7 protein-coding genes are annotated in these 12,525 nt (G+C 67.2%); 6 read left to right on the top strand and 1 reads right to left on the bottom strand.

Annotation, left to right across the window (positions count from 1 at the left end; translation table 11 throughout):
* Positions 1-5 precede the first annotated feature (5 nt).
* The 3 genes from FFS23_RS04650 to FFS23_RS04660 all read left to right on the top strand — a co-directional run bounded on the left by FFS23_RS04650 (position 6) and on the right by FFS23_RS04660 (position 4,394).
* Positions 6-206, top strand: a complete 201-nt coding sequence (locus tag FFS23_RS04650) for a DUF2093 domain-containing protein (protein WP_038664415.1) — start codon at positions 6-8, stop codon at positions 204-206.
* The gene (locus tag FFS23_RS04655; RefSeq protein WP_137897641.1) at positions 203-1,042 is read left to right on the top strand and encodes a M23 family metallopeptidase; all 840 of its coding nucleotides are present in this window, start codon (positions 203-205) and stop codon (positions 1,040-1,042) included. The genes FFS23_RS04650 and FFS23_RS04655 overlap by 4 nt, the downstream gene beginning before the upstream one ends.
* 280 nt (positions 1,043-1,322) lie before the next feature.
* Positions 1,323-4,394, top strand: a complete 3,072-nt coding sequence (locus tag FFS23_RS04660) for a TonB-dependent receptor domain-containing protein (protein WP_137897642.1) — start codon at positions 1,323-1,325, stop codon at positions 4,392-4,394.
* 75 nt (positions 4,395-4,469) lie between these two features.
* Here FFS23_RS04660 and clpB read toward each other — a convergent pair whose 3' ends face one another.
* The gene (gene clpB / locus FFS23_RS04665) at positions 4,470-7,055 is read right to left on the bottom strand and encodes an ATP-dependent chaperone ClpB (RefSeq protein ID WP_137897643.1); all 2,586 of its coding nucleotides are present in this window, start codon (positions 7,053-7,055) and stop codon (positions 4,470-4,472) included.
* A gap of 196 nt (positions 7,056-7,251) precedes the next feature.
* Here clpB and FFS23_RS04670 point away from each other — a divergent pair, with 196 nt between their 5' ends.
* From FFS23_RS04670 to FFS23_RS04680, 3 genes are all read left to right on the top strand, one after another.
* Complete coding sequence (locus FFS23_RS04670; protein WP_137897644.1) at positions 7,252-10,101, top strand: M16 family metallopeptidase; 2,850 nt, start codon at positions 7,252-7,254, stop codon at positions 10,099-10,101.
* A gap of 10 nt (positions 10,102-10,111) precedes the next feature.
* Complete coding sequence (locus FFS23_RS04675; protein ID WP_137897645.1) at positions 10,112-10,411, top strand: hypothetical protein; 300 nt, start codon at positions 10,112-10,114, stop codon at positions 10,409-10,411.
* A 78-nt stretch (positions 10,412-10,489) separates the two neighbouring features.
* Entirely contained in the window at positions 10,490-12,388 is a 1,899-nt protein-coding gene (locus tag FFS23_RS04680) for a CocE/NonD family hydrolase (protein WP_137897646.1), read from the top strand.
* Positions 12,389-12,525: the final 137 nt, after the last annotated feature.

The raw sequence follows: 12,525 nt of genomic DNA on the forward strand, positions 1-12,525 counted from the left end.
AAGACATGCTCGTTTCCAACTCGGATCGCCCGGCGCGGCTTCACTATATGGCCAACGGCTTCCGGGTGCTGACTCCCGGCGATCATGTCGTATGTGCGGTGAGCGGCGCCCGCATCCCGATCGAGCTGCTCCGTTATTGGAGCGTCGCGCGGCAGGAAGCCTTCGCCAGCGCGCATCTCGCCAGCGAGGCGCTCAGCCCGCGATGAGGCTGCCGGCCGCGCTGGCACCGCTCGTCTGCCTGGCCGCGGCGGCGTCGCCCCAGGCGCCCGCCCCGGTCGCCGCCCCGGCGTTTCGCTGGACCGGAACGCCGACGCAGGGCGGGCTGATCGCCGGCACCGTACCCGCGGGAAGCGTGACGGTGACCCTTGACGGCCAGCCGATCGCGGTCGAGGCGGGCCGCTTCATCGCCGGCTTAGATCGCGACGCCGGATCGCAGGCCGTGCTCGTCGCGACGCTCGACGACGGCCGCCGGATTACCCAGCCCCTCGCAGTGGCGCCGCGGGCCTGGCGGATCGAGCGGCTGGACACGCTGCCCAAATTCCCCGCCCCCGATCCGGTCATGGCGCAGCTGCGCCCCGCCGAACTCGCCCGGATCGCCGCGGCGCGTGCCGAGGTCACCGATGCGACCGGCTGGCGCCAGACGTTCCGCTGGCCCGCGATCGGCCGCATCTCGGGGCTGTTCGGTGCGCAGCGCATCTATCGCGGCGAACCCGGCAGCTACCATTCGGGCATCGACATCGCCCGCCCCACCGGCACCCCCGTCGTCGCGCCCGCGGATGGCGTCGTCATCCTCGCCGCGGACCATCCTTTCACCCTGGAAGGCAATTTGCTGATGATCGACCACGGCCACGGTCTCAACAGCGCCTTCCTCCATCTGTCGCGGATTGACGTGCGCGTCGGCGACCACGTCCGCCAGGGCGATCCGATCGGTGCGGTCGGCGCGACCGGCCGGGCGACCGGACCGCATCTCCACTGGAGCCTGCGCTGGCGCGACGCGCGGCTCGACCCGTTGCTGGTGGCGGGGGCGATGCCGGGGGCGTGAGGGCCTGCCCCTCAAAACGACAGATCGCGTCGTCATGCTGCAATTGCGAGCAGGGATTCTACCGCGACAGCCGAACAACGACAATAATTGTGTCATTTAGGCTACACTGTGCGGCAAACGTTGCCGGTTTTTGAAACGCAGGTTTACAGCGAAAATTTCCGCCCGCATTTCAGCGGTATGTCTCTTGAGGGCCGCTCCAGCGGTCGAGGGGGGCTTGGCAAACACCCGGGCCGATACCGCCATAGCGGGTCGACACGTTTGGGTCAGGCAAGGGAAACACATGTTCACGATCCACCGTTCCACGCGCAAGGCGGCGCTGCTCGCAGCCGTTACGCCGTTCGCGATGCTTTATGCGGGCGCCGTTTCGGCGCAGACCGCGCCGGAAGGCGCGTCCACCGACGCCGCTTCGATCGCACAGCAGACGCAGGGTACCGAGGCGGCAGACGATCAGGCCGGCAATGACATCGTCGTAACCGGTTCGATCATCCGCGGTACCGACGCCGGTCCGTCGCCGGTCAGCACGATCACCACCGAGAATCTCGATGCCCGCGGCATCAACACGGTGCAGGCCGGTATCCAGGCGCTGTCGTCCAACAACGGTCCGGCGCTGACCAACTCCTTCACTGCGAACGGTGCGTTCGCATCGGGCGCATCGTCGGTATCGCTGCGTGGTCTGTCGACCAACTCGACGCTGGTCCTGTTCGACGGCCTGCGCGCCGCTTACTATCCGCTGTCGGACGACGGCTCGCGCAACTTCGTCGATCTCAACACGATCCCCGACGACATCGTCGAACGCGTCGACGTGCTGCGCGACGGTGCATCGTCGAGCTACGGCGCGGACGCGATCGCCGGCGTGGTCAACATCATCACCAAGCGTTCGTTCCAGGGCGTCACCGGTCGCGTCGAAGCCGGTATCGCGGAACGTGGCTACAACGCCAACCAGCGCCTGTCGCTGACCGCCGGCACCGGCGATCTCGACGAAAAGGGCTACAACGCTTACGTCAGCGGCTTCTACTATCGCGCCGAGGGTGTGCAGTCCAAGTCGCTGCCGGCACCGTTCAACAGCAGCGACGAACGTGGCCTGTGCGGCGATCGCACCGGTACGCGCGTCTGCGGCCCGAACAACGTCGCCAATGGCCTCGACGCCAATGGCTCGTTCACCAACGGGTTCGCGATCGGCACGGGCAATTTCTATGTCCGTCCGGCCAACGCCACCAACACGACCGCGCTCGGCCGCTACCAGCTGCTGAACCCGACGGCCGGTTGCCGCGTCGGCACCCCCTACAATCCGACCGCCGCCGAACTGGCGCTGCCGATCAACGCGACGGCTCCGGGCACGGTCTGCCAGGTCGATACGCAGAACCTCTATGGCAACGTGACGCCCGATCAGGAGCGTTTCGGTGGTTCGGCACGCTTCACCGCGAAGGTCGGCGATACGTCGGAAGCCTATTTCCAGGTCAACTTCCAGCAGTCGACCGCCAGCTACACCGGCGTGCCGGCGACGATCCGCGCGAATGCGCCGGCGGGTATCCTGTTCCCGCAATATTCGACGTCGCAGAACGCCACCGCAGCGATCGATCCGCGCTCGGCGATCCTCGCCCTTCCGGTCTACATCTGCGCACGCGGCACGGCGACGTGCAACGCGACTAACGGGACGCTCAACCCGAACAACCCGTTCGCGGCATCGGGCCAGGTCGCCCGCCTCGTCGGCACCCTCGCCAACGAGCGTGAGTTCAACGAAACCCGCAGCCGCGTCTATCGCGCCGCCATGGGCATCAACGGGACCATCTTCGGCGACGTCGATTACCGGGCCGATGCGACCGCGATGCACACCGACCTGCGTCGTCGTACCGACGGCTATGTCTACATCCAGCATCTGCTCGATGTCATCGCCGACGGCAGCTACAATTTCGTCAATCCCGAGCTGAACAGCCAGGCGACGCTCGACTATCTGACGCCGCAGAACATCACCAACAGCAGCTCGGACCTCTACCAGGCGCAGTTCACCCTCGGTAAGGCGCTGTTCGCGCTGCCCGGCGGCGATCTTCGCGTCGCGGTCGGCGGATCGGTCTTCTACGAGGCGGTCGACGCACCCAGCGGCAACCCCGACACCAACGGCCCGACGCAGCGCTATTTCCGCCAGAACGCCTTCGGCACCAGCGGCAATCGCACCGTCACCTCGGCCTTCGGCGAAATCAACGCGCCGATCCTCGATCAGCTGACCCTGAACGCCTCGGGCCGCTATGACCATTATTCGACCGGTCAGAGCAATTTCTCGCCGAAGTTCGGCGCGATCTTCACCCCGATCCAGCAGGTCACCGTCCGCGGCACCTATTCGCGCGGGTTCCGCATCCCTTCGTTCGGCGAGGCGAACGCCCTGCCGACGACCGGCTATGTGACGCAGCAGCTTTCGAGCATTCCGGCCGCGTTCCTCAGCCAGTACAGCACCAATCCGGGCGCCGGCCAGATCTGTACGGCGAACACCCCGAACAACTGCTCGGCCTACATCACCGCCTATTCGATCGGCCAGACCACGCTGGCTTCGCCGGACCTGAAGCCGGAGAAGTCGCGCAGCTTCACCGCCGGCATCAAGTTCGAACCGATCCGCAGCCTGTCGCTGACGGTCGATTACTATAACATCAGGAAGACCGGCGCGATCACCACGCCGGATCTCTCGCCGGCGATCGCTGCTTACTATGCGGGTCAGGCCATCCCGACCGGCTTCGAAGTGATCGCGGACGCGGTCGACGTGAACAACCCGACCGCACGGCCGAAGATCGCCTTCGTCCGTTCGCAGCTGATCAACGCGCAGACGATCAAGTCCGAGGGCATCGACTTCGGCGCCAACGGCTTCGTCGACTTCGGCGGGGTGAAGTGGACGACCAACCTGAACGCCAGCCTCATCCTGGAGCTGAGCACGACGGTCGACGGCGTTCGCCAGACCTATGTAGACACGCTCGGCAACTTCAACCTGACCGCGGGTTCGGGGACGTTCGAGTGGAAGGGCAACTGGTCCAACACGTTCGACTTCGGCGACCTCGCACTGACCGGTACCGTCAACTATACGTCGGGCTACGACCTGTCGGCGATGGATCAGGGCGACGCATATAAGGATTGCGGCCAGGCACCTGCCTATTCGGGTTGCCGCGTGAAGAGCTACATCACGGCCGACGCGAATGCGACGTTCAAGGTAAACGACAAGTTCTCGTTCTACGTGAACGCGTTGAACATCTTCAACCGTCTGCCTCCGATCGATCCGGTCACCTATGGCGCCTATCTGTACAATGCGGTGCAGGGCGGCGAGGGCATCTTCGGCCGGTCCTACCGTGCCGGCGCGAAGTTCAACTTCTAAAGCGCTTCGCCTTCCGAACGAAGAAGGGCGGGTCTCACGACCCGCCCTTTTTTGTGTCCGGTCCGGAAGGTCGGGCTATGCCTGTCCCACCGTCAGCACCAGTTTGCCGTCGCCCTCGTCGACGTGCACCGTGGCGCCGTCCTTCACCTCGCCGCGCAGGATCATGTCGGCGAGCGGGTCCTGCAGATAGCGCTGCACCGCGCGTTTCAGCGGCCGGGCGCCGTAGACGGGATCGTAGCCCACCCGGCCCAGCCAGTTGCGCGCGGCGTCGGTCAGGTCGAGCGTCACCTTGCGGTCGGCGAGCAATTTGCCGACGCGCGACACCTGGATGTCGACGATCGGCGCCATGTGGCTCTGGCCCAGCCGGTGGAACAGGATGATCTCGTCCAGCCGGTTGAGGAATTCGGGCCGGAAATGGGCGCGGACGACCTCCATCACCTGCGGCTCGACCGTCTCGACCGCCTGCCCCTCCTCGACCGCGGCGAGATATTGCGAGCCGAGGTTGGACGTCAGGATGATCAGCGTGTTGCTGAAATCCACCGTCCGCCCCTGGCCATCGGTCAGCCGCCCGTCGTCGAGCACCTGCAGCAGCACGTTGAACACGTCGCCGTGCGCCTTCTCGACCTCGTCGAACAACACGACCTGATAGGGCCGGCGCCGCACCGCCTCGGTGAGCACGCCGCCCTCCTCATAGCCGACATAGCCCGGCGGCGCGCCGATCAGCCGCGCGACCGCATGTTTCTCCATGAATTCGCTCATGTCGATGCGGACCATCGCAGACGGGTCGTCGAACAGGAATTCGGCGAGCGCCTTGGTCAGCTCGGTCTTGCCGACGCCGGTCGGGCCTAGGAACAGGAACGAGCCCAATGGCCGGTTCGGGTCCTGCAGCCCCGCACGCGCGCGCCGCACCGCGGTGGAGACGGCGCGCACCGCCTGCGCCTGGCCGATGACGCGCTGGCCGATCACTTCCTCCATGCGCAGCAATTTGTCGCGCTCGCCCTGCAGCATCCGCTCCATCGGGATACCGGTCCAGCGGCTGACGACGCTGGCGATGTCGTCCGCGGTCACCTCTTCGCGCAGCATCGCGCCCTGCGTCGCGCCCTGCGCCTCGGCGAGCTGCTTCTCCAGCGTCGGGATGCGGCCGTAGGCGAGTTCGCCCGCCTTGGTCAGGTCGCCCGCCCGTTGCGCCTGCTCCAGTTCGAGCCGGGTGGCGTCGAGCTGCTCCTTGAGCTTCGCCTCGCGGCCGATCTTGTCCTTCTCGGCCTGCCAGCGCTGCGTCAACGCGGCGGATTGCTCCTCGAGATTGACCAGCTCCTCCTCCAGCGCGGCGAACCGGTCGCGGGAGGCCTCGTCGGTCTCGCGGCGCAGCCCCTCGCGCTCGATCTTGAGACGCAGGATGCGGCGGTCGAGCGTCTCGATCTCCTCGGGCTTGCTCTCCACTTCCATGCGGATGCGGGACGCGGCCTCGTCCATCAGGTCGATCGCCTTGTCGGGCAGGAAACGATCGGTGATGTAGCGGTTCGACAGGGTCGCCGCGGCGACCAGCGCGCCGTCGGTGATCCGCACGCCGTGGTGCAGCTCGTATTTCTCCTTTAGGCCGCGCAGGATGCTGATCGTGTCCTCGACCGTCGGCTCGCCGACGAACACCGGCTGGAAGCGGCGCTGCAACGCTGGATCCTTCTCGACATACTTGCGATATTCGTCGAGCGTCGTCGCGCCGACGCAATGCAGCTCGCCGCGCGCGAGCGCGGGTTTCAGCAGATTGCCCGCATCCATCGCGCCCTCGGATTTGCCGGCGCCGATCAGCTGGTGCATCTCGTCGATGAACAGGACGATCTGCCCCTCGGCCTGCTTCACCTCGTCGATGACGCCCTTCAGCCGCTCCTCGAATTCGCCGCGATATTTGGCACCCGCGATCAGTGCGCCCATGTCGAGCGCCATCAGCGTCTTGTCCTTGAGGCCGTCGGGCACGTCGCCGTTGGCGATGCGCAGCGCCAGCCCCTCGACGATCGCGGTCTTGCCGACGCCGGGTTCGCCGATCAGCACCGGATTGTTCTTGGTGCGGCGGGCGAGCACCTGGATCGTGCGGCGGATCTCCTCGTCACGGCCGATCACCGGGTCGAGCTTGCCGTCGCGCGCCGCCTGGGTGAGATCGCGGGCGAATTTCTTGAGCGCGTCGTAGCGATCCTCGGCGCTGGCGGTGTCGGCGGTGCGGCCGCCGCGCAGCGCGTTGATCGCGCCGTTCAGCGACTCGGCGGTCACGCCGGCGCTCGCCAGTGCGCGACCGGCGGCGGTGGTGGTCGCCAGCGCGAGTGCGAGCAACAGCCGCTCGACCGTGACGAAGCTGTCGCCCGCCTTTTGGGCGACCTGCTCGGCCTGATCGAGGACGCGGACGGTATCGTTGTCGAGTCCCGGCGTCTGCTGTGCGCCCGATCCCGAGACGGCGGGAATTTTGGCGAGTGCGGCGTCGGTCTCGGCGACCGCGCGCTTCGCGTCGCCGCCAGCCGCCTGGATCAGCCCGGCGGCCATGCCCTGCTCGTCCTCGAGCAGCGCCTTCAACAGATGGTCCGGCGCGATCCGCTGATGGTTCATGCGGATCGCAACGGTCTGCGCCGATTGGAGGAATCCCTTGGCGCGGTCGGTAAATCGTTCGAGGTTCATAAAATCCCCTTGCCTGTATGGCCCGGATGTAGTGTTGCCATTGTGCAACACAAGGGTATCCGACCGAGACTGCGATGATGGCGTCGCCGTCGCGACGCATTTTTAAAAAAGCCGCCGCGGTCGCTTGCCAGTGTTCGCCCCCCGGTTATGCTCGACCAGTTCATAGGTTCAGGACGAAGCGGGGGACTCTATTCTCATGACGAAGCTATTCGCACTTGCCGGCGTCGCATCGATCGCGCTGGTCGCGCCGCTGCACGCGCAGACCACGCCCGCTCCCGCCCCGGTGAAGGCCGCGCCGGTCGCCGCGCTCGTCAAGGCGGTCGACATTCCCTATCAGCAATTCACGCTGAAGAACGGCCTGCGCGTCGTCGTCCATACCGATCGCAAGGCGCCGGTCGTCGCGGTCAGCGTCTGGTACGACGTCGGTTCGAAGCACGAGCCGCAGGGCTCGACGGGCTTTGCGCATCTGTTCGAGCATCTGATGTTCAATGGGTCGGAGAATGCACCGGGCGACTTCTTCGCACCGCTGAAGCAGGTCGGTGCGACCGACTTCAACGGCACCACCTATTTCGACCGGACCAATTATTTCGAGACGGTGCCGACCGCGGCGCTGGAGCGCGCGCTGTTCCTCGAATCCGACCGGATGGGCTATCTGCTCGGCGCGATCACGCAGGGCGTGCTCGACGAGCAGCGCGGCGTCGTCCAGAACGAGAAGCGGCAGGGCGACAACCGCCCCTATGGCCTGATGGGCTATGCGGTCACCGAGGGGCTGTTCCCGGCGACCCACCCGTACGGCCATGACACGATCGGATCGATGGCCGATCTCGATGCGGCCAGCCTCGACACCGTCAAGAACTGGTTCCGCGGCCATTACGGCCCGAACAATGCGGTGCTGGTGCTCGCCGGCGACGTCGACGTCGCCAGCGCGCGACCGCTGGTCGAGAAATATTTCGGTGCGATCAAGGCCGGCCCCAAGAGCGTGCTGCCGGCCGCGCCGGTCGTCACCTTGCCCGCCGCCAAGACGGTGACGCTGAAGGATCGCGTCGCCGCGACGATGATCAGCCGCAACTGGACGGTACCGGGGCTCAACGACAAGGACGCCGCGCCGCTCGAGGTCGCGGCCGGCGTGCTCGGCGGCATGGCCTCGTCGCGCCTGACCAACGAGCTGATCCGCAAGGAGAAGCTGTTCACGCAAATCTCCGCGGACAATAGCGCCTTCGCGCAGGTCGGCACGTTCGCGATCGAGGGGCTGGTGCGTCCGGGCGTCGATCCGGCGCTTGCGGCGCAGCGGCTCGATGCGGTCGTCGCCGACTTCCTGCGCACCGGCCCGACGCAGGACGAGGTGTCGCGCTTCGTCACCACCCGCGTCGCCGGCCGCGTCCGCGGGCTCGAGGCCGTCGGCGGCTTCGGCGGCAAGGCGGTCGCGCTCGCCGAGGGCGCGCTCTATTCGAACGATCCCGGCTTCTACAAGAAGCAGCTCGCCGATCTCGCCGCGCAGACCCCGGCAAGCGTCAAGGCGGCGGCGGACAAATGGCTCGGCCGTCCGGTGCTCGCCGTGAACGTCGTGCCCGGCGCGCGCGACGCTTATGCCGAGGCGAAAGTGCCGCCCAAGGTCGATGTCGTCGCCGCACCGGAACAGCCGGCGAAAGGGACGCGTGGCGCGATCCCCGCGGTCGGTGCGGTCACCGGCCTGTCCTTCCCGAAGGTCGAGCGCAGCCGCCTGTCGAACGGTATCGAGCTGGTCTATGCGCAGCGCAATGCGGTGCCGGTGACGCAGGCGGTGCTGAGCTTCGATGCCGGCTATGCCGCCGATGTACCGGGCAAGCTCGGCACGCAGCTCGTCGCGCTCAACATGCTCGACGAAGGCACCGAACATTACGACGTCAACGCGCTCGCCGAAGCACGCGAGCGGCTCGGCATGCAATTGTCGTCGGGGGCGGGCAACGATCGCAGCACGCTGTCGATGGGCGTGCCGAGCGCCAACCTCGGCCCGGCGCTCGACCTGTTCGCCGAGGTCGCGCGGCGGCCGGCCTATGGCGACACCGACGTCGCCCGCTTCAAGGCGCAGCAGGTCGCGCAGATCCAGCAGGAGCTGACCAACCCCGGCGCGCTCGCGCAGCGCATGTCGACGCGCATCCTCGCGGCGGGCACGCCCTATGCGAAGGCGCAGGGCAGCGGCGATCCGGTCGCGGTGGCGGCACTGACGCCGGCCGACCTGCGCAGCTACCAGCAGGCGTGGCTGCGGCCCGAGAAGGCGAAGCTGTTCGTCGTCTCCGACCGGCCGCTCGCCGAGGTGCAGGCGGCGCTGGAGGCGCGGTTCGGCGACTGGAAGGGGACGGGCACGGCCGGCACCAAGACGTTCGCCGGCACGCCGTCGCCGCTCAAGCCGGGCATCGTCCTCGTCGATCGCCCCGACAGCCCGCAGTCGATCATCGTCGGCGGTCAGCGCACCGGCCTGAAGGGCACCGACGACCTGCTCGTCCTCAACACGGTCAACGATGCGCTCGGCGGCAGTTTCCTCAGCCGGCTCAACATGGACCTGCGCGAGGAGAAGCATTGGTCCTATGGTGCCGGCGGCCGCTTCCAGCCGTCGGAATTCGCCGCACCCTATCTGTTGCAGGCGGGGGTGCAGGCGGACAAGACCGGCCCGGCGCTCGCCTCGGCGCGCGACGACGTCGCGCAGTTCGTCACCACCAAACCGATGACGGAAACAGAGTTCGACCTCGCGATCAAGGGCGCGACGCTGCAATTGCCCGGCCAGTTCGAAACCTCGCAGGCGGTGCTGGGGGCGATGCAGGCGAACGACCTGTTCAAGCGGCCCGACGATTATTACGCGACGGTCGCCACCCGCTATCGCGCGATGACGCTGCCGCAGTTGCGCAGCGCGGTGGCGCAGACGATCGATCCGGCCAGGCTGACCTGGATCGTCGTCGGCGATGCTTCCAAGGTAAAGCCGCAGCTTGACAGCCTCGGCCTGCCGGTCGAGGTCGTCCCGGCAAGTGCAGTCGCCGGCGCCCCGGCCGGTGCTGTGACCGCAGCGAAATGAGGAGAGCGTGATGGCCGAGGTTGATGGCAGCTGGGATTGCATCGTGAAGTCGCCGCTTGGCGATCAGAATTTGACGCTCGTCGTGCAGAGTGAGGGCGATGCCTTCACCGGCACCGCCTCGGGTGCGATGGGCTCGGGCGACGTCGCCGGCACGGTGTCGGGCAATACGATCAGCTGGAAGCTCCAGATGACCGTACCGATGCCGATGACGCTCGATTGCGAGGCGACCGCCGAGGGCGATACGCTGAGCGGTACGGTCGGTGCCGGCGCCTTCGGCAGCTTCCCGCTGTCGGGCAAGCGTAGCGCTTGATTCGCCGGCAATAATCGGGACACATTGCGGCCCGCCTCCTACCGGAGGCGGGCCGTTTCGTTTTGGGGTTGCCGCCGCATGATCCGATCGCTTCTCGCCGCCTGCGCTCTGGGCGCGCTCGCCACCGCCGCCGCCGCCGGCGCGCAGAGTTACGACGAGCGCCCCGCCAAACTGGCGCCACGCGACACCCATTACGAATACGTCCGCAAGGCGGTCGAGATACCGATGCGCGACGGGGTCAAGCTCCACACCGTGATCGTCATCCGCAAGGGGACCAAGGACGCCGGTATCCTGCTGACCCGCACGCCCTATGACGCGGACGACCAGACCAAGGCGGACAGCGGTACCTTCGCCGGCATCCTGTCGCATGGCGACGGGCCGTGGGACCTCATCGCGGCGGACGGCTATATCCGCGTCATCCAGGACGTGCGCGGCATGCACGGCAGCCAGGGCATCACGCTGATGAACCCGACGCCCGCCGGATCGCCCAACAATCCAACGAAGACCGACGATTCGACCGACACCTACGACACGATCGCCTGGCTGGTGAAGAACGTGCCCGAGAGCAACGGCCGCGTCGGGATCAGCGGCATCAGCTACGACGGCTTCCTGCCGCTGATGGCGCTGATCAACCCGCATCCGGCGCTCAAGGTGTCGGTGCCGATGAACCCGATGGTCGACGGCTGGCGCGGCGACGACTGGTTCCACAACGGCGCCTTCCGCCAGATCGGTCTGCCCTACATGCTCGGCCAGCAGGGGACGCGCGACGCCAGCACGCCGTGGATCACCGACACCGCCGACGATTACGATTACTGGCTGCGCAACGTCTCGGCGGGCGCGGTGGCGAAGGCGCAGGGCGTCGATCAGGCGTCGGGCTTCTACCGCAAGGTCGCCGCGCATCCCGCCTATGACGGCTATTGGTCGAGTGCCGCGATGGACAAGATCCTCGCCGCGCAGCCGTTGAAGGTGCCGACGATGCTCGTCGCGGGGCTGTGGGATCAGGAGGACATCTACGGCGCGCCCGCGGTCTATCGCGCGCTCGAGCCCAAGGACACGAAGAACGACATGGTCTTCCTGACGCTTGGCCCGTGGTATCACGGGCAGGAGGTCGGCGACGGCAGCGCGCTCGGCGCGATCAAATGGGATCAGGACACCGCCAAATGGTGGCGCTGGCACGTGCTGCGGCCGTTCCTCGCGCATTATCTCAAGAGCGACCAGCCGGCGATGGACGTCGCCCCGGTCACCGCCTTCCAGTCGGGCGCCAACGAATGGCAGCGGTTGCAGGCGTGGACGCAGCCGACGCCGACGCCACTCTATCTCAAGCCCGGCGGGGCCTTGGGCTTCGCCGCGGCGGGCGGCGCGGCGCAGACCGCGGATTACGTCTCCGACCCGGCGCATCCGGTGTCCTATCGCGTCCGCCCGACGCGGCCGATCTATGCCGAGGGTTCGACGTGGAAGAATTGGCTGGTCGACGACCAGCGCGCCGTGTCGGGGCGGCCCGACGTCGTCACCTTCACCAGCGACGTGCTCACCGGGCCGGTGACGATCGCGGGCACGCCGGAGGTCCATCTGACCGCCTCGACCAGCGGCACCGACAGCGACTGGGTGGTCAAGCTGGTCGACGTCTATCCCGAGGTGATGCCCAAGCAGGCGGAGATGGGCGGCTATCAGCTCGCGGTGGCGATGGACATCTTCCGCGGCCGCTACCGCGAGGATCTGGCGGTCGCCAAGCCGCTCGTCGCCAATGCGCCGCTGAAATACCAGTTCGCGCTGCCCGAGACCAACCACGTCTTCCTGCCCGGCCACCGTATCATGGTGCAGGTCCAGTCGAGCTGGTTCCCGCTCTACGACCGCAATCCGCAGACCTTCGTGCCGAACATCTTCTTCGCGCAGCCGAAGGACTATGTGACGGCGACGCAGAAGATCACCGTCGCCGGGCCGGATGCGAGCTATATCGCGCTGCCCGTCGTGAAATGACGGTGCCGCGGTGAGACACCGCCATGCCCCCGATCGTCCGGCGCTCGCGCTGGCGCTCGGCGTGCATGGCGCGTTGCTGCTGCTGCTCCTGCTGGCGCGACCGCCGGTGCCGGCACCGCCGCCATCGACACCGGCAC

Origin of the sequence: Sphingomonas sp. 2SG, from assembly GCF_005503285.1 — a bacterium.
Taxonomy (GTDB): Bacteria; Pseudomonadota; Alphaproteobacteria; order Sphingomonadales; family Sphingomonadaceae; genus Sphingomonas; species Sphingomonas taxi.

Excerpts from the sequence above, each read along its gene's own strand:
- FFS23_RS04660 (WP_137897642.1), top strand. The coding sequence starts at position 1,323 with ATGTTCACGATCCACCGTTCCACGCGCAAGGCGGCGCTGCTCGCAGCC.
- FFS23_RS04650 (WP_038664415.1), top strand. The coding sequence starts at position 6 with ATGCTCGTTTCCAACTCGGATCGCCCGGCGCGGCTTCACTATATGGCC.
- FFS23_RS04680 (WP_137897646.1), top strand. The coding sequence starts at position 10,490 with ATGATCCGATCGCTTCTCGCCGCCTGCGCTCTGGGCGCGCTCGCCACC.
- clpB (WP_137897643.1), bottom strand. The coding sequence starts at position 7,055 with ATGAACCTCGAACGATTTACCGACCGCGCCAAGGGATTCCTCCAATCG.
- FFS23_RS04675 (WP_137897645.1), top strand. The coding sequence starts at position 10,112 with ATGGCCGAGGTTGATGGCAGCTGGGATTGCATCGTGAAGTCGCCGCTT.
- FFS23_RS04655 (WP_137897641.1), top strand. The coding sequence starts at position 203 with ATGAGGCTGCCGGCCGCGCTGGCACCGCTCGTCTGCCTGGCCGCGGCG.
- FFS23_RS04670 (WP_137897644.1), top strand. The coding sequence starts at position 7,252 with ATGACGAAGCTATTCGCACTTGCCGGCGTCGCATCGATCGCGCTGGTC.